Here is a 15,443-nt window from a genome sequence, read left to right as displayed (position 1 = left end):
GAAGGTCTCGGATCTTCAAAACCGTATCTCCGGGTACGTAAACGGCCCAGCAGGGTCAGTCGCCAAACATCCCCCTGCTGGGCCGCGAGAACCCAACCCATGCCGTTGACCAGCACAGGAAGGCTCATGGCTCACAGTACACGCGCCCCCCAGCGCAGACGTCCGGCCGACGACCAGCTCATGCTGCTCCCCGAGATCGCCGAGTACGTTCGCAGTACCCCCGCCGGTCTCCGCTATCGTCGCCACACCAACGACCCCTCCGCGCCGCCGATCTGGAGGCAGGGTAGGCGGCTCGTCGCCTGGAAGTCCGAGATCGACCAGTGGCTCGACGAGCAGCGCGCCGCCGACGAACAGCGGCGTAGCGCGTGAACAGCGCCGCCGGACAGCAGCCGCCGGCACCACCGCCTGACAACGCAGAAGGGCGGCCTTCGCGGGGCCGCCCCTCAACAAGTTCGACGCTCACCAGCGCCACCATCACGACAACGAGCGTACCCCGCTCCGCCGTCCCCGTCATCGGCGTCGCCTACGCGCCCGCCGCGCGCCGTACGCGCTGGCTCTCCGTCGTCGAACGTTGCCCACACTGCCGTGGCACCCACGTCCACCGCGGCGCCGCAGACGCGCCCATCGACGGCGAACGCCAGGCCGGATGCGGCCTCGGCCTCTACTACGTCGTTCCGGCCCAGAGAGGAGCGGCATCGTGAACGGCCGTCAGGCCCGGCACCGCCGCTTCGTCGAGCAGGTAAGGCAACAGCGCGCCCTCGACCAGGCCCAGCACGCTACGCCCGTGCTCGTCTTTGTGATGCCCAGTGGCAACGAGGTGTGGATGGTCGGCCCCGTCATGGTCGTTATCCCGCCCCTCCACGACGACTTCCCGCCAGAGGTCAAACACGCGGTCGACCGCCGCCGCCGCGCCACCCTCACCGGGCAGTGCGACTGCGGTGCTGTACGCCGCCTCACAAGGTCGGGAAGCGCCGCCATCGAGCACGAGCCCGGCTGCATGGCCGGTGACCACCTGCTCGCTGAGATCGGCGCACGCCATGGGATCACATTCGCGAGGTGGGGTCAGTGAGCGCCGCACTCGCCGCCGTCCTGCAACGCCTGTACGAGGTCACCGGCCACGTGCCTCGCGGCAGCGGTACTAACCGATCCGCGCGCTGCCCGGCTCACGACGACCGCAACCCGTCCCTCTCGGTCGGGCTGGGCCGGGATGGCGCCGTGGTGCTGCGCTGCCACGGCGGACCCCAGTGTCCGGTCGAGGACATCGTGGCCGCTCTCGACCTGTCGATGTCCGCGCTCTGGCCTCCTGACCAGCAGCGCACCCGTGACCGCCTCACCGGTCCAGACATGTGGATGCCGTGCGGCCACGACAAGGTTGCCGAGTACCTCTACCGCGACGAACAGGGCGCGGTCCTGTACGGCGTGGCCAGGTGCGCCCGGAAGGGGAAGGGCTGCCAGGGCTTCCGGCAGTGGCGGCCCGACGCATCCGCGAAGTCCGGCCGCCGCTGGAGCCTCAACGACGGCGGGAGGATCGCGGTGCGCCTAGTGCCCTACCGGCTCCCCGAGGTCCTCGCTGCCGTCCGCGACGAGCGCGTGGTCATGATCTGCGAGGGCGAGAAGGATGTCGAGGCGCTCAGCGCCCGGCCCGGCATCACCGCGACCTGCAACCCGATGGGGGCCGGGAAGTGGCGGCCGGAGTTCGCCGAGCACTTTCACGGCGCGGACGTGTCCATCGTGGCCGACCGCGATGAGGCCGGCCGCCGCCACGCCCAGGCCGTCGTCGACCACCTCACGCCGGTGGCCCGGTCCATCTACGTCATCCAAGCCCACCACGGCAAGGACGCCGCCGACCACCTCGCCGCCGGCGGGCACACCGGCGACTTCCTCGACGTGTGGGCACCCAAGCCGTACCACCTGGAGTCCTGCACGTGACCACCGCACCGGCGTGGGCGCCTGACTTCGTAAAGCCGCCCACGCCCTGCCCGCCTGAGGGATGGCCGCCGCTGGTGTCGCCTGACGGCGTGTTGCCGCCGGTCCTCCCCGAGGAGTTCTGGCGGGCCCGCCCCATGTTTGCCCATGTGCGCCAGGCCGCACACAGCCGCCTCATCGCTCCGGATGGGGTCATGGCGGCTGTGCTCGTCCGCGCGTCCGTGACCACGGACTACCGCGTGTTGATCCCGCCCATCGTCGGCCGCTACCAGCCGCCGACCTTGTACGGGGCCTTGGTCGCCGCGTCCGGCGGCGGCAAGGGCGCTTCGCTCGACGCCGCCGCCGAGCTGCTCCCGTTCGTCAGCCTCCCGGATCACCGGATCCGGGAGCTGTCGGTGGGGTCCGGAGAGGGGCTGGTCAAGAAGTTTTTCGTCAAAGACAGCGTCACCGACGACACCGGCAAGGTCATCGGCACCGAGTGGCGGCAGGCATGGCAGGCCATGCTCGTACGGATCGACGAGGGATCCATGCTCGGCCCGATGATGAAGCGCCAGGGGCAGACCACCCTGGAGACGCTCCGGCAGGCGTGGTCAGGCGAACGCCTCGGCGGCACCTATGCCGATGAGGAGCGCGGCCAGCAGCTCGCGCCGCACACCTATCGGCTGTGCGTGGCCCTCGGCATCCAGCCTGAGACCGCCGGCTTCCTGTTCGAGGACGTCCACGGCGGCCTGCCCCAGCGGTTCCTGTGGCTAGCCGTTCAGTCCCCGACCATGCCCGGCCTCGACGAGATCCCCGAGCACCCCGGCCAGCTCCGATGGGGGCCGCCGCTCGTTGACGCCCGCCACCTCAAGGCCAACATCAACGGTCTGCAGCGCTGCCTCGTCGACATCGCCCCCGAGATCATGCACGAGATCCGGGTCGCCCACCTCGCCCAGGTGCAGGGCCGCACCGACGGAGACGCCCTTGACGGGCACGCCAACCTGGCCCGGCTCAAGGTCGCCGTCATCCTGGGAGTCCTCGACGGCCGCCTGTCGGTTACCTCCGACGACTGGGCCATCGCCGCAACCATCGCCCGCACGTCCACCGCCGTGCGTCGGTGGATGCAGGCCCGACTCGCGGCCAGCGAGAACGAGACCAGGCAGGCCCGGAACAAGGCGTACGCGGAGCGCGAGGTGCAGGCCGAGGACGCCAAGGTCAAGGCGCAGACCTTGCGCATGGCCAAGCGTGCTCGCACGTACGTGCTCAAGCTCACGGCCGCCAACAAGAAGGCCGGGCTGCGTGAGCTCGGCCAGAGCTTCGGCGGCTCGGAGCGGCACCTGATGAGTGACGCCATCGACTACGCCCTGTCGATGGACTGGATTCGGCGGGAAGGCGGCGGGTTCGTCCTCGGGGGGTCGGAGCCGCGATGAGGGTCCGTAGGAACGCTGCTCCCCGGAATGTTGGAAGTAGGAATTTTCCTACACCGATCCGCCCCCGCCCCTCTCTTATAGATCATAAATCGAGAGATATATGCCTTAGTGTCCGAAATTCCGGGGGGTTCGAACACGCCTCATGTAGGAAACGTTCCTACTTTTCCTACGTCCAGCAGCCCCCACGACGCGCTCGACAAACCCCGGGCTGGAGCCCAGAGCCGACCCACACGGAGTTCTCATGACCAGACCCATCACCCCGACCTGGGAAACCATCGCTACCGTCGAGCCCCTCGCCGCCGCCCTCGACGCCCTCACCGATCACGTCGCCGCAGGCATCCCCAACGACAACACCCGCTGGTGCGCCAACACCTTCTTCCACGCTCACCTCAAGCCGTTCATCTGCGAAATCGTCGGCTGGGAACGCGGCTACCCCATTGACGAAGCCAGGCCACCGAGCACCACATGGCAGGTCATAGACCTTGGCCGCCACCTCGACGGCACCGAGGAGAAACTCCGCAGGCCAGCGACCAACCCCTTCGAGGAGATGCTCCGCACCTCCGATGCCTACGAGGTCGTCTACCGCCGACTCCTCAACAAGCTGCCCGACTGCCGCGACTGCGGCTGCTACCGATGACCGTCTGGAGACCGCCCATGAGCACCGAACCCCCGTACACCGTCGCCGACGGCATCGCTCTCCCCACTCCCGCCGGTCTCGCCCTCCTCTGCGGCGTCGAACCCGACCAGCTCCAAGCCGAACTCCACCGACTCGCTACCAACCCCAACGACGAGTTCCCCGACATCTGGATACGCCGCGCCGCCAACACCCTCACCCGCGCCCTCCAGTCCCACGGCGCCGCCGGCCTCATCCCCGCCACCCTCGACCAGCTCGCCGCCCTGCAGGCCAGCGAGCAGACGCGACCCCTCTGAACGCCCCCGCCCGGCCAACCCATGAGAGCGCCCCTGTGAAGATCCGCCCCGCCCTCCGGTGCATCGGCCACCGCAGCGACGGCACCCCGTGCAAGGCGTACGCCATGCACGGCACCACGGTCTGCTCAGCACACGGCGGCCGGGCGCCCCAAACGAAAGCAGCCGCGGCCGTACGGGTCGCAGAACGGAAGGCACTACGTGCCATGGACAGACTGACCACCAGCACGCCCGCGCCACTTGAAGACCCCGTAGGGGCCCTGCTTCGGCTCGCCTCAGAGATCGCCGCGTTCAAGGAGTTCGTGGCCGGCCGCGTCGCCGAGCTGCGCGCGAACGACTGGCGGTTCACCGACCACAAGGGCGCCGAGCAGCTGCGCGCCGAGCTCGCCCTCTACGAACGCGCCCTCGACCGGACCGCCCGGGTGCTCGTCGAGATCAACCGGCTCGGGCTGGAGGAGCGGGCGCTGCGCAACGCCGAGCGCGTCACGGCACGGCAAGGCGAGCAGATCGCCGACGTGATCCGGGCCATCCTCGAGGCCATGCTTGGCCACGCCGAGCGGCTGCTGGGCGATGTCGAGCCGTGGGCGGCCGAGCAGCTGCGCGCCCGGTGGCCAGCTTGGATCGGCGAGGTGGTGCCGCGCGAGCTGACGCGCATGGCCGAGCAGGACGCACGCCGTGGCTGACCGGCCGCCGCTCACGGACGCCCAGGCCCTCGACCGCGCCGTCTTCACTCTCGAGGTGGCCGCCGGCCTACGCGACTTCGGCGCCGCCCTCGCTGGCGTCCGTATCACCTTGAGCGACCTCGACACCGACGAGCTGCGCAGCGTCGCCGCCCGTCTGGCTGTCCACGCCGTACGTGCCATGCCGCCGGCCGACGTCGCCCGCTGGCTCGACACGCTCCGCCTCGAGCACCTCATGCAGCTGGACCTGGCGGGCCGCGAGCCGCGATGACCCATCCCGACCCGCTGGCGACCGGCCTGCCCGGCGGCCTGGTCCTGCTGGGCCCGGTCGGGGTGGCCTACTGCGAGCGAGCGTTACGGCTCGCGCAGCGCGCCGCGGTGAGGGACGGTGCCGCCTCCCGGCCCCAGGTGCGGCGGCTGGCCGAGCTGCTCGGCGCCGCCCTCGAGGCGATCGCGGCCGCTGCCCAAGATCGGGCTTCCGTGTCCGGAAGTGCGGAAGTGCCGCAAGATCCGCCCCCGCCACCCTCGGAAGCGGTTGGTACGGAGGAGGCGGCAGAGCTCCTCGGCATCACAGCCCGCGGCGTGCGTGACCTGTGCCGTCGGGGGACTCTGCCGGCCGTCCAGGTGGGCGGACGTTGGGTGATCGACCGTGCCGACCTTGTCGCCTATGCCGACAAGCGATCAAGGAGCGGCACCATGTCTCACGAGTACACGAACCCCCCGATGAGGGAAGCGGCGCGTGCCCACAAGCCCGCCCCGCACCCGGCGCCGCCGGTCGACGGGGCGACCCCGGCCAAGCTTCGCCAGGCGCTCGGCTTGGGGGCGGACGCGACGGACCGGCAGGTGCGCGCCGCGTTCGACGCCCAGATGAGAGACCTCGAGGGGCAGCGGGTCATCGACGCGGCGATCCTGGCGCGCAAGATCCCGGGTGCCCGCCGCGACCACTATCTCGACCTGTGGGCGGCCGACCCCGACGGCACCAAGAGCCTGCTCGACGAGCTGACGCCGGCGCTGACCGATCGCGTCGAGGATGAGCGCGTGCGCGCGGCGTTCTGGGAGACCGCCCACACCTACGACGCGCTGTTCCCCGGTCAGGCCTGATCGGGCACCGCCATGGCTGGCACTCCGCTTGCGGAGGCGTTCGTCCGCGTCCGCGCGCTCACCGACAAGTTCAAGGACGACGTCCGCGACGGCCTGCGCGGCACCGGGCTCGACTTCGGTAACTACTTCGGCCAGGAGATGGCGGCCAGCCTGCGGGCCCAGCGCGGCACGTTCGAGGCTGAGGGCCGGGAGATCGGCGATGAGGCCGGCCTCGCGGCCGGGCGCGCTTTCGCCGACCGGATGCAGGACAGCGCCGTCAAGTTCGGCGAGGACGGGGCGCCCTTCGTCCGCGCGGGCAAGCAGCTGGGCCGTGAGTCCGGCGACGCGGCCGGCCGGGAGTTCGCCGACCACATGGAAGAGGGCGCGGTTCGCTTCGGCGACGACAAGTCGCCGTTCGTCCGGGCCGGGGCCAAGCTCGGTGACGAGACCGGCGCCGCGTTCGCGCGCGCGTTCACTGAGGCGTTCAAGCTGGACGACAACGGCCGCTGGCACGACGCCCGGGGCCGGTTCGTGGCGGATGCCGAGGCGGTCGGCGAGGAGACCGGGGAAGGGTTCCAGCGCGGCGTCGACCGCGGGGCCGGGAACGGCAACCGGGACCGTGGACGCAGGCTCGGCAAGGACTTCGGGGACGGGTTCGCAGACGGGCTCGGCGCCGCGCTGAAGAACCTGGCACCGGCGTTCGAGAGCGTCGCCGTGGCCATGAACAAGGTGCTCGGCACCGGCAGCCTATGGGGCGGGATCTCCGCCGGCGTGGCGGGCCTTGGCGCTGCCGCGGCGTCGTCGGCCGGGTACGTGGTCACGCTGGCCGCGGACCTGGCGCCCCTGTCCGGGCTCCTGGCCGGCCTGCCAGGTGTCGCCCTGGTGGGGGCCGGTGCGTTCCTGACGTGGAAGCTGGCCGTCGGCGGGCTGGGCGACGCGATGAAGGCGGCCCTGGCCGGCGACGACAAGAAGCTCGGCGAAGCCCTGGGGAGACTGTCGCAGGGCGGACGCGACTTCGTCACCGAGTTCCAACAGGTCATCCCGCAACTCCAATCGTTCAAGGCGGCGGCGCAGGACGCGTTCACCGAGCAGCTCGCGGGCCACTTGCGGCCCTTCATCGACGGGATCTCAGGGCTGAAGTTCTCCCTGAGCGAGATCGCCGCTGCGTTCGGCGGCATGACGCGGCTGACGCTGGACTGGGTCTCGGCCGCCGGCACGGTGGAGCAGCTCGACAAGGTGCTCGTCAACGTGCGCACGCTGCTGGACGGGGTCTGGGAGGCGTTGCGGCCGTTGCTGCAGGGCTTCACCGATCTGGGCGTGGTTGGGTCGACGTGGCTGGCCGGCATGTCCGGCGGTCTGGCCGACGTGCTGACCAGGTTCGGCGAGTGGATGTCGCAGATCAGCGCGGGTGGACAGGCGCTGGCCTGGCTGAACGATGCCACCGACGTGCTCAAGCAGTTGGGCGGCCTGGTCAAGGACGTGTGGCAGGTCTTCACCGGCCTGCTCAAGGCGGCGGAGACCGCGGGCGGCGGCGCGCTCGGCGTGCTCGGCCAGCTCGTCGACACGTTCAACCGCTGGGTCAACTCCGCCCAGGGGCAAGACGTGCTCGTCACCGTCTTCAAGGCGCTGAACGACGTCGGCCGCGCGCTGATGCCGGTGCTGACCGCGCTCGGCGGCGCGGTGGCCGCCATCGCCCCCGAGGCCGCCAAGGTCGCGACCGCCCTGGGCCCCGTGCTCGCTGACGCGATCAAGACCCTGGGGGCCGGGATCGCCGCCATGGGGCCCGGCCTGGTCGCCATGGTGCAGGGGTTCGGCCGCATGGTCGAGAACATCGGACCCTTGACGCCGCTCGGCGCCGCGCTCGGCGACGTGTTCGCCGCGCTCGGCGGCGCGCTGGCCCTGATCGTCCCCCAGATCGCACAAATCGCCCTGGCCCTGGCACCCGCCCTGACCGCTGCGATCAACGCTCTGGGGCCCGCTCTGGCCGCGCTCGGACCCGGCCTGACGACCGTTGCCCAGTACCTGGCCATCGCGTTCGCCGACCCCGCGATGCAGGCCGGGCTGCTAGCCCTGGGCAAGGGCATCTCCGACGTTCTGATCGCCGCGGCGCCGCTGCTGCCCATCGTGGCGCAGCTGGCCGGCATCCTGGCCCAAGGACTGGCCATCGCCATGTCCAACCTGGGCGCGGTGCTGGGCCCCATCGTGGTCGCCCTGGCCGACGCGCTCAAGCCCGCGCTGGCCGCGATCTCCACCGCCTTGACGCAGCTCGCGCCGCTGATGCCGCCGATCTACCAGGCGTTCGGCGAGATCGCCGCGGCCGTGCTCACGCAGGTGCTGCCGCCGATCCTCAACCTGATCCCCAGCCTGCTCACCGGGCTCGTGCCCGCGTTCGTCGAGCTGTGGAAGGCGACCGAACCGCTTCTACCGATCTTGACCGATCTCGCCATCAAGTTCATCAACGAGATCCTCCCCGCCGTGCTGCCGATGATTCCCCAGCTGACCGACCTGGGGCTCGTGTTCGCCAAGATCGGCATCATCGCCGCCCAGCTCGCGGCCGATCTCGCCCCGAAGATCACGGCCATCATCGGTGACTTTCAGCGGCTGACCGACCGGGCCGGGCAGATCATCGGCTGGTTCGGGAACCTCCCTCAGATGTTCGCCACCTGGCTCGGCCAGGTGGTCGACTGGGTGGAGAACAAGTGGAACCTGATCAAGAACGCCATCGCGGACAAGATCGAGGACATCAAGACCAAGATCCGCGACACCCTTGACGCGATCAAGCAGAAGTGGAACGACATCTGGGACGGGCTCAAGACCTTCGTCTCCGACAAGTGGAACGAGATCAAGACGGCCGTGAGCGGCAAGGTCGACGACATGATGGGCACCATCCGGGACATCCCGGGCCGGATCACCGGCGCGCTCGGCAACCTCGGGTCGCTGCTGTGGGACTCGGGCCGGTCCGTCGTCCAGGGCCTGATCGACGGCCTGTACTCCAAGCTGCAGGACGCGGCCAACGCCGCCTCGGACATCTTGAAGCGGATCCGCGACTTCTTCCCGTTCTCGCCGGCCAAGCGCGGCCCGTTCTCCGGCCGCGGCTGGGTGCTGTACTCGGGTGAATCGATGATGACCGCGCTGGCCGACGGCATCCGCGGCCAGGAGGGCGAGCTCGTCGCCGCGGCGAATCAGGTGATGCGGGCCGGGGCCGACGCGTTCGCGCCAATGCTGCCCGGCCTGTCTGCTCTGGCCGTGCCGTCGCCGGCGCCCGGGTTCGACGGAGCGTTCGGCGCGGTGACCGCCGGCCCGGCCGGCGGCTCGGCCGCGCGCGGCGTGCACGTGGAGAACCTCGTGGTCAACGTCCAGGGCATCATCGACCCCAACAACCCGATGTCGGCCCGCCGGTTCGCCGAGGCGATCCGCGAGCAGATCCGCCAGCTCGACCGGGAGGTGTACCAGGGATGACGGACTTCAACGCGAGCGCGCAGGTGGTTGCCCTGGTGACGGGCATGCGGTCGGGGCTCGAGCTGCACGACATCCTCAAGATGACCAATGAGGCCGTGCGGGAGGGCGCGACCTCGGACAAGGAAGTCATCTACCGCCTGGGCAAGCTGGTGGGGGCGTTCGCGGCCACGACCGCGTGTATCTGTCAGGCGTGGGACGAGGCCGACGGCACGGCGGTCGCGACGCGGTTCATGTCGCAGTTCGGCCAGATGGTGGCCGCGCAGGGGAGCGACGAGACTCCTCCATGAGCGTGGTCCCGGCCGTCGGCAACTGTCCTCCGACCGGCGGCCGGGACCATCCCCCAGGTAACAGCGGCCCGGGGAGCGGTGCGGCGGCGGGGGCATGGAGCCCGCCGCCGCACCGCTGTATTTCCGGAGTTTCGGGAGGACCCTCACGCGCACGCGCGGAAGGGCCTCATTCCGTCGATGCTCTCTTGTCCTGGTCGCTTGACGGGCCTGGGTTGCCGACGGACCATCGGGGCGCGCAACAATCCGCAACCAGCAAGGAGCGAGCATGCGCCTCACGTTCGTCGCGAAGGACCCTGACAGCAACCCGACCCAGTCACCGACGCTCTACCGGACAGACCGGGGGAGCTGGGTGGTCCAAGGGTGGGTTGTTACCGACCCAGACGCACTCCAGCTGATGAACATCCCCGAAGGTGAGACCGCGGTCGAGATCCCGGACAGGCTCGTCCCGTTCTTCCAGGGTGGCGCGTGATCATCTCTCCTGCCGAGTTCGACAACCTGCTGAGCGGCATCGAGCGCGAGGCCATCCACCTCGAGACCAGAGACGCCTACGGAACGGCGATCGAACTGCCCTACATGGCGAAGTGGGCGGCCGGAGAGCCAGACGACCTCGAGTGGCTCCAGGGCTGGTGTGCCACGCTCCGAGAGCACACTGCCGCCGGGAGGACCGTTCGCCGCGCACGGGTCGTCTCCGAGCCGCTGAGCGACTACCAGAGGTGGTCTCACTCCATCGCCCATCCGATGGTGGACGCCGGGGAGGATATCCGTTGGGTGCCGCGCCACCAGCTCACCGAGCCGGGTGCCGTCGTCATGCTGCCGGCCAACGACTTCTACGTCCTCGACCACCGCCTGGTGGTGTTCCTTACCTACACTGGCGATGGCCTCACCCGCGCGATCACCGGGTCCACCGACCCCAGGGACGTCAAGACCTGCGAGAACGCGTTCGCCGACGTCTGGAAGTACGCCATCCCGCACCGTGACTACTCGCCCTCCTAACCCGGAACGGCAGATCGCCGAAGAACTCGGCGCGCGTCTGCGGGAGATCCGCATGGGCGCGGCCCTCACCGGCCGCGCCCTCGCCGCGCAAGCAGGCTGGCACTTCACCAAGGTCAGCCGCATGGAACACGGCGTGAAGATCGCCACCGAGGAAGAGATCCGCATCTGGTGCCGCATCTGTGCCGCTGACGACCAAGTGCCCGACCTCATCGCCACCGTGCGCGCCATCCAGACGATGTACCAGGAGCTGCGCCGCCAGACCCGCGCGGGCATGAAGCGGCTCATGCGAGCCCCCGTCCCGCTGTACGAGCGGACTCGCCGGTTCCGGATCTACGAGCACAACGTCATCCCGGGCCTGTTCCAGACGGCCGGCTACGCCCGCGCGATGCTCACCTTCTGGTTCGGGTTCCTCGACGCCCCCAACGACCTCGAGGAGGCGGTCGAGGCGCGGATGGAACGGCAACAGGTCATCCACGCCCCGGGCAAGCGGTTCGATGTCCTCCTGGAGGAGCAGGCGCTACGGACATGGTTCGGCTCGGCCGCCGAGCAGCGCGAGCAGCTTCAGCGGCTGCTGACGGTCATGTCGCATCCGCACGTCTCGGTTCGCATCATCCCCTTGATGATCGAGCGGCCCTGTGTTGCCTCGGCGGGCTTCTGGATCTTCGATGACGAGCTGGTGACCCTGGAGACCCCCACGGCCGCGCTTGAGGTCACCCGGCCGCGCGAGGTCGAGCTGTACGTGCGGATGTTCGAGCACCTGGCCAGCGTGGCTCTCACCGGCCGCGCGGCGCGAGCGCGCGTCCTGGAGGTCATCGACGACCTTGCCGGCCGCTGATTGCCGCAACATTGCGCAACATCCTGGCCTGGCGCTGGCCGTCGTTCTTACCGTCCTGGGCATGGACAGTCACGGGTCCGAACCCCCCATGCGAGCGCAAGCCCCCGCGTCGGGCATATGCGCCACCACGAGCAGGCCGGTCGGCCCCGACACCGTGACCGGGTGTCGGCCGGCCGTCGAGGTCCCCGGGTTCCGCCACGTCGAGCAGCGGCCAGACGGCTCCTGGACCGCCGTCCACCGCGCCAGCGGCGAAGTCATCGAGGCGTCGACCTTCGAGCGCCTGGAGCGCATCGAGGCGCCGATCGTCCGCCTCGCTCACGGCTGGCGGCGCGGCGCATGAGCAGCCTCACAGACTCGGGCGGGAGTCCTGTGATGGGCTTCCTGTTCTGCTTGGCGTGTGCCGCTTCCGTCGAGGAGAACGCGTTCGGCGACTGGGAGAGCGCGAAGGGATCTGTCTGCCCCAAGCGCCAGGGCGGTCATCTGGTTGAGCAGGTCGTCCCGGAACCGGAGGAATCGGCGTGATCCCCCGCGACTACCGCGACGAATTCGCCGTCATCGCCCCAAAGGGCGTCACCTACTCCTTCGAGATCGACGTCGAAGGCGGCTGGTGGCTCACCGAAGCTGGCCGGCGAGGCCATCAGGAGAAGCCATGGCGGCCTGCCGAGGACTGCGACGTTCTCGCCGCAGTGACCCTGCTCTACATGCTCAACGACCTCGGGCCCGTGCCGATCAGCGGCGACTACGCCAAGGCGGCGGCGAAGGCGCGCATCTCCGAGAATGATCTACGCGTCGGGCTGATGCACAGGGCCTACGGCATGTATCTGCGGCACCTCAGGCGCTGATCCCTTAGACCACCCCCGCTCTAGTACTGGAGGGGGCTAGACGGGGGTGCACACGCCGCCCTCGGAAGACGCTTCGCCGCACCCCAGACCTCGCGGACCTGGGGTTGCTACAGCGAAGGAAGCGCGTCTTCCGAGGGCGGCTAGGCAAGCAGCATCTAGCGCCCGAAACGGCCACGGATCTCGCCCGACCGCCGACAGCGCGCGCATGGCCGGTACCGCCACGGCAGCACCCACGAGCGGACCATGCCGCTGCCCCCACAGCGGGAGCACCGGGTGAGCGGGTTGCGGGTGACGGCGATGTAGAGCACAGCCACGACCGCCGCGGCGATCAGCAGAGCGGTGAACGGGTCCATGGTGACCCTCCCTCCTGTAGCGGCGATCCCGCTACACGTAGCGGCGCCGCTACAGGGCCCGCTACCGGCTGACATGGGGGAACGTGCGCTTGTAGCGGGTAGCGGCCACCCTGCCCGGGCCCGGGATACGGCCTGAACGGGCTCACCGCAGGACCGGCCGGCCGCTACCGCCACCGTTCGACTCGATGGCCCGCCGCTCCGCGGCCTGCTTCACCGCAGCCAGCTTGCAGCCCTTGAGCGGGTCCCCGGTGACCGAGTCCCGCACGTTCTCGCTCGCCACGCCGAGCTCACGCAGCTTGGCGCTGATGGACTCCTGCGTCTCGCTGGCGTAGCCCTCCGGAAGCTGCTCGCGCAGACGCTCGGCCAGCAGCCGCCAGGTCAGCTTGTCCTCGCCGCCGTAGAACACCTGCTGCACGTCGTACAGCACGTCTCGCGCCTGCTTGACGGCCTCCTCGCCGGCGGCCATCCCCGACAAGGTGCCCGCCTTCTCCCGCAGGGTCCGCGCGTAGGTGAGGATCTTTTCGGCGTCGCCGGCGTCGGCGAGGTGGAAACGGACGGTGGGCGTGTCGTCGGAGGCGCCGCGCAGCATCCCGACGCCCTTGTACGTGGGCAACAGGGTGGAGGTGTCGTATCCCTCCGTGGACGAGCCGGACCCGAGCACCATGTCCGACACCTGGTAGGAGCCGGTCCGCAGCCCGATGCGCACCTGGTGCTGGTCGCGGAACGCGGTGAACCGGGTGGCGATCTCGCCGGAGCCGACACCGCCCGGCTTCTGCGTGGCGTCCAGCACGATCACGCCGGCCGCAGGCGCGACCTTGACCAGGAACACCAGCAGCCCGGAGATCTCCTTGTCCAGCTCCTTGTCTCCGGTGTCGAAGTACTCCTGGCACTCGTCGATCACGACCAGCCGGACCGGCATGCCGTAGCGCGGGTCACGGGCGAGGTCGCGCGTCAGCTTCCCCTCCGGGCACACGTCCACGGGCAGCTCCGACAGCCGCTGGTAGCGCCACTGCACCTCTGCCTTCAGCTCGCGCAGCGTCTCCACGAAGATCTCCAGCGGGTCGCCGTCGCGGGACATGGCGAACCCGAAGCTGAACCGGTCGGCCACGAGCGCGAACTTGCGCCAGTCCGGCGAGCCCTTGCCGTCGAACACGCACAGCTTCACGTACGGGTCCAGCGCCGCGTACAAGGCCAGCAGCCGGGCGGTGAAGCTCTTGCCCTGCCGCGGCTGGGCACCGACCAGGATGGACACCCACATCATCAGCAGCGTCACCGCCTGGCCGCGCTCGTCGAGCCCGAGCGGCGCAGGCTGCCAGATGTCGGTCGGCTGCAGCTTCAGCAACGGCGTGCGGCCAGCCGGGATGGACAGCGGGTCCCGATCGGCCACCCACAGCTTGTGCCGCCTGTTGGAGGACGGGTCGCGGGTGAGGAACACCTGCGAGACGGCCACGTCGAGGCCGGACGCGAGGTCCTCCTTGGCCTTGACCACGTGGCCGAACCCCTTGCCGTACGGGAGGTCGATCAGGACAGCGCTGCCGTCGCCCTCGCGCCGCATCACCGACCCGAACGTGACCTGCTGGTCCTTCTTGTCGGGGTGCCCGAGCCCGGCCGCGTAGTAGCCGCGCAGGACGACATCCGGGGTCATCTTGCGAAACCGGGGAGCCACCACCGCGGCGTGCACGATCCGCTGGTCGACCGGATGGCCCACCTTGGCCAGCAACGGCAGCACCGCCGCCAGGACGCCGGCCTGCACCCACCACGGACTGACGCGCGCCAGCACCAGCAGCGAGACGAGCAGGCAAGCGAGGCCGATGATGAACCACGGCAGGCGGTGGCGGCGATGCTTGTCGGCCACCTCGATGAACTTCAGCGCCGCCTCGGCATCGGGGGTCACCTTGGCGCGGCTCATGGTGTCGCTGTCGAACGCCCACCTGCCCGCCGCAGCCAGAACCTTCCATGCGCCCGCGGGTGCCCACCACAGCGCCAGCGCCGCATACCAGGGGGTTCGCAGGCTGTGGTAGCCGAGCCGGTGCGCCAGACGGCCGAGGAAGCGTCTGGCGGCGGGCCGGCGGTTCCCGCGCCGGAGCGCGGCCGGAATGATCGGCCGCGCTTCGTGGTCCTCGGTGACGACGTCGGCATAGACCGGCTTGCCCGCGTCCGGCTCGGGCTCGGCGTCCAGCTCGATTTCGTAGTGCGTCTGCCGCGCAGCCTTCTCGGACTCGGTCACCGCGCACCAACCGCGATGATGAGGGCGGTGACGAACAGCCAGGCGATGTGCCAGGACTGGTCGAGGGCGTAGGCGCCGGTGCCGCACGGGGCCGCCTCGCCGAGGCCGAGCCGGTAGAAGTCGCCCTTGCCGGTGCGGTCGGCGAGCCAGGCCAGGGTGTAGCGGCGGTCGGCCCAGTAGTGGCTGGCGCCGTCGACGGCCAGAGCGATGGCGGCGGCTGTGAGCGAGAGGTGCAGCCCAGTCACGATGCACAGCAGGCCGAGCGCGACCGCCTTGTGCGCGGCCAGCAGGACGACGTGGCCGAGGCAGTGCCGGACGCCCTGGCGGGTCCGTGCGCCCTTGCCGAGCGCCTGCCGGTGCGTCTGGCCGAACCAATGGTCACCGAAGGAATGGGCAGCGTACAAGGCGGCAAACACGGATGCGAA

Annotated in this window: 20 protein-coding genes; 16 read left to right on the top strand and 4 right to left on the bottom strand. The window is 70.1% G+C overall.

Annotation, left to right across the window (positions count from 1 at the left end):
• Positions 1-126: 126 nt before the first annotated feature.
• On the top strand, positions 127-369 hold the full coding sequence (locus ACFYUV_RS11390) for a hypothetical protein (protein WP_387667731.1): 243 nt from the start codon (positions 127-129) through the stop codon (positions 367-369).
• Between the two features lie 295 nt (positions 370-664).
• Here ACFYUV_RS11390 and ACFYUV_RS11385 read toward each other — a convergent pair whose 3' ends face one another.
• Complete coding sequence (locus tag ACFYUV_RS11385; RefSeq protein WP_387667728.1) at positions 665-1,039, bottom strand: hypothetical protein; 375 nt, start codon at positions 1,037-1,039, stop codon at positions 665-667.
• Positions 1,040-1,065: 26 nt separating this feature from the next.
• Between ACFYUV_RS11385 and ACFYUV_RS11380 the strand changes: the two genes are divergently transcribed.
• The 15 genes from ACFYUV_RS11380 to ACFYUV_RS11310 all read left to right on the top strand — a co-directional run bounded on the left by ACFYUV_RS11380 (position 1,066) and on the right by ACFYUV_RS11310 (position 12,438).
• Positions 1,066-1,929, top strand: a complete 864-nt coding sequence (locus tag ACFYUV_RS11380; protein WP_387667726.1) for a toprim domain-containing protein — start codon at positions 1,066-1,068, stop codon at positions 1,927-1,929.
• Positions 1,930-2,120: 191 nt separating this feature from the next.
• The gene (locus ACFYUV_RS11375; protein WP_387667724.1) at positions 2,121-3,335 is read left to right on the top strand and encodes a hypothetical protein; all 1,215 of its coding nucleotides are present in this window, start codon (positions 2,121-2,123) and stop codon (positions 3,333-3,335) included.
• 241 nt (positions 3,336-3,576) lie between these two features.
• A complete protein-coding gene (locus tag ACFYUV_RS11370; protein WP_387667722.1) occupies positions 3,577-3,972 on the top strand; it encodes a hypothetical protein in 396 nt (131 codons plus the stop codon).
• Positions 3,973-3,989: 17 nt separating this feature from the next.
• Positions 3,990-4,265, top strand: coding sequence for a hypothetical protein (locus ACFYUV_RS11365; protein ID WP_387667720.1), 276 nt, complete (start codon positions 3,990-3,992; stop codon positions 4,263-4,265).
• 203 nt (positions 4,266-4,468) lie between these two features.
• Entirely contained in the window at positions 4,469-4,945 is a 477-nt protein-coding gene (locus tag ACFYUV_RS11360) for a hypothetical protein (RefSeq protein ID WP_387667717.1), read from the top strand.
• On the top strand, positions 4,938-5,213 hold the full coding sequence (locus ACFYUV_RS11355) for a hypothetical protein (protein WP_387667715.1): 276 nt from the start codon (positions 4,938-4,940) through the stop codon (positions 5,211-5,213). Before ACFYUV_RS11360 ends, ACFYUV_RS11355 begins: the two co-directional genes overlap by 8 nt.
• Positions 5,210-6,043 (top strand): helix-turn-helix domain-containing protein, encoded by an 834-nt coding sequence (locus ACFYUV_RS11350; protein WP_387667713.1) that lies wholly within the window; start codon positions 5,210-5,212, stop codon positions 6,041-6,043. Before ACFYUV_RS11355 ends, ACFYUV_RS11350 begins: the two co-directional genes overlap by 4 nt.
• A gap of 12 nt (positions 6,044-6,055) precedes the next feature.
• On the top strand, positions 6,056-9,481 hold the full coding sequence (locus tag ACFYUV_RS11345; RefSeq protein WP_387667710.1) for a hypothetical protein: 3,426 nt from the start codon (positions 6,056-6,058) through the stop codon (positions 9,479-9,481).
• A complete protein-coding gene (locus ACFYUV_RS11340; protein ID WP_387667708.1) occupies positions 9,478-9,768 on the top strand; it encodes a hypothetical protein in 291 nt (96 codons plus the stop codon). The genes ACFYUV_RS11345 and ACFYUV_RS11340 overlap by 4 nt, the downstream gene beginning before the upstream one ends.
• Before the next feature lie 265 nt (positions 9,769-10,033).
• Positions 10,034-10,237, top strand: a complete 204-nt coding sequence (locus ACFYUV_RS11335; RefSeq protein ID WP_387667706.1) for a hypothetical protein — start codon at positions 10,034-10,036, stop codon at positions 10,235-10,237.
• Positions 10,234-10,761 (top strand): DUF6879 family protein, encoded by a 528-nt coding sequence (locus ACFYUV_RS11330; RefSeq protein ID WP_387667703.1) that lies wholly within the window; start codon positions 10,234-10,236, stop codon positions 10,759-10,761. Before ACFYUV_RS11335 ends, ACFYUV_RS11330 begins: the two co-directional genes overlap by 4 nt.
• Positions 10,742-11,596, top strand: coding sequence for a helix-turn-helix domain-containing protein (locus ACFYUV_RS11325; protein ID WP_387667700.1), 855 nt, complete (start codon positions 10,742-10,744; stop codon positions 11,594-11,596). The genes ACFYUV_RS11330 and ACFYUV_RS11325 overlap by 20 nt, the downstream gene beginning before the upstream one ends.
• Positions 11,597-11,684: 88 nt before the next feature.
• Positions 11,685-11,936 carry a hypothetical protein gene (locus tag ACFYUV_RS11320; RefSeq protein WP_387667697.1) on the top strand — a complete coding sequence of 84 codons (252 nt, stop codon included), beginning with the start codon at positions 11,685-11,687 and terminating at the stop codon, positions 11,934-11,936.
• Positions 11,937-11,968: 32 nt separating this feature from the next.
• Positions 11,969-12,118: a hypothetical protein gene (locus ACFYUV_RS11315; protein WP_387667695.1), complete on the top strand. Its 150-nt coding sequence runs from the start codon at positions 11,969-11,971 to the stop codon at positions 12,116-12,118.
• Complete coding sequence (locus ACFYUV_RS11310) at positions 12,115-12,438, top strand: hypothetical protein (protein WP_387667693.1); 324 nt, start codon at positions 12,115-12,117, stop codon at positions 12,436-12,438. The genes ACFYUV_RS11315 and ACFYUV_RS11310 overlap by 4 nt, the downstream gene beginning before the upstream one ends.
• A 155-nt stretch (positions 12,439-12,593) precedes the next feature.
• On the opposite strand, the gene ACFYUV_RS11305 is transcribed toward ACFYUV_RS11310, so the two are convergent.
• From ACFYUV_RS11305 to ACFYUV_RS11295, 3 genes are all read right to left on the bottom strand, one after another.
• Complete coding sequence (locus ACFYUV_RS11305; protein ID WP_387664536.1) at positions 12,594-12,791, bottom strand: hypothetical protein; 198 nt, start codon at positions 12,789-12,791, stop codon at positions 12,594-12,596.
• Between the two features lie 142 nt (positions 12,792-12,933).
• Positions 12,934-15,018, bottom strand: a complete 2,085-nt coding sequence (locus ACFYUV_RS11300) for a hypothetical protein (RefSeq protein ID WP_387667691.1) — start codon at positions 15,016-15,018, stop codon at positions 12,934-12,936.
• Entirely contained in the window at positions 15,015-15,422 is a 408-nt protein-coding gene (locus ACFYUV_RS11295; protein WP_387667689.1) for a transcriptional regulator, read from the bottom strand. The genes ACFYUV_RS11300 and ACFYUV_RS11295 overlap by 4 nt, the downstream gene beginning before the upstream one ends.
• Positions 15,423-15,443: the final 21 nt, after the last annotated feature.

Source organism: Nonomuraea sp. NPDC003560, assembly GCF_042878785.1.
In the GTDB taxonomy this organism is placed as follows: domain Bacteria; phylum Actinomycetota; class Actinomycetes; order Streptosporangiales; family Streptosporangiaceae; genus Nonomuraea.
This window is presented reverse-complemented; position numbering and strand designations above follow the sequence as displayed.

Bases quoted from the DNA above. Each gene is read 5' to 3' on its own strand.
- ACFYUV_RS11390 (WP_387667731.1), top strand. From the start codon at position 127: ATGGCTCACAGTACACGCGCCCCCCAGCGCAGACGTCCGGCCGACGAC.
- ACFYUV_RS11385 (WP_387667728.1), bottom strand. From the start codon at position 1,039: ATGGCGTGCGCCGATCTCAGCGAGCAGGTGGTCACCGGCCATGCAGCC.
- ACFYUV_RS11375 (WP_387667724.1), top strand. From the start codon at position 2,121: ATGGCGGCTGTGCTCGTCCGCGCGTCCGTGACCACGGACTACCGCGTG.
- ACFYUV_RS11370 (WP_387667722.1), top strand. From the start codon at position 3,577: ATGACCAGACCCATCACCCCGACCTGGGAAACCATCGCTACCGTCGAG.
- ACFYUV_RS11365 (WP_387667720.1), top strand. From the start codon at position 3,990: ATGAGCACCGAACCCCCGTACACCGTCGCCGACGGCATCGCTCTCCCC.
- ACFYUV_RS11360 (WP_387667717.1), top strand. From the start codon at position 4,469: ATGGACAGACTGACCACCAGCACGCCCGCGCCACTTGAAGACCCCGTA.
- ACFYUV_RS11350 (WP_387667713.1), top strand. From the start codon at position 5,210: ATGACCCATCCCGACCCGCTGGCGACCGGCCTGCCCGGCGGCCTGGTC.
- ACFYUV_RS11345 (WP_387667710.1), top strand. From the start codon at position 6,056: ATGGCTGGCACTCCGCTTGCGGAGGCGTTCGTCCGCGTCCGCGCGCTC.
- ACFYUV_RS11340 (WP_387667708.1), top strand. From the start codon at position 9,478: ATGACGGACTTCAACGCGAGCGCGCAGGTGGTTGCCCTGGTGACGGGC.
- ACFYUV_RS11335 (WP_387667706.1), top strand. From the start codon at position 10,034: ATGCGCCTCACGTTCGTCGCGAAGGACCCTGACAGCAACCCGACCCAG.
- ACFYUV_RS11320 (WP_387667697.1), top strand. From the start codon at position 11,685: ATGCGAGCGCAAGCCCCCGCGTCGGGCATATGCGCCACCACGAGCAGG.
- ACFYUV_RS11315 (WP_387667695.1), top strand. From the start codon at position 11,969: ATGGGCTTCCTGTTCTGCTTGGCGTGTGCCGCTTCCGTCGAGGAGAAC.
- ACFYUV_RS11305 (WP_387664536.1), bottom strand. From the start codon at position 12,791: ATGGACCCGTTCACCGCTCTGCTGATCGCCGCGGCGGTCGTGGCTGTG.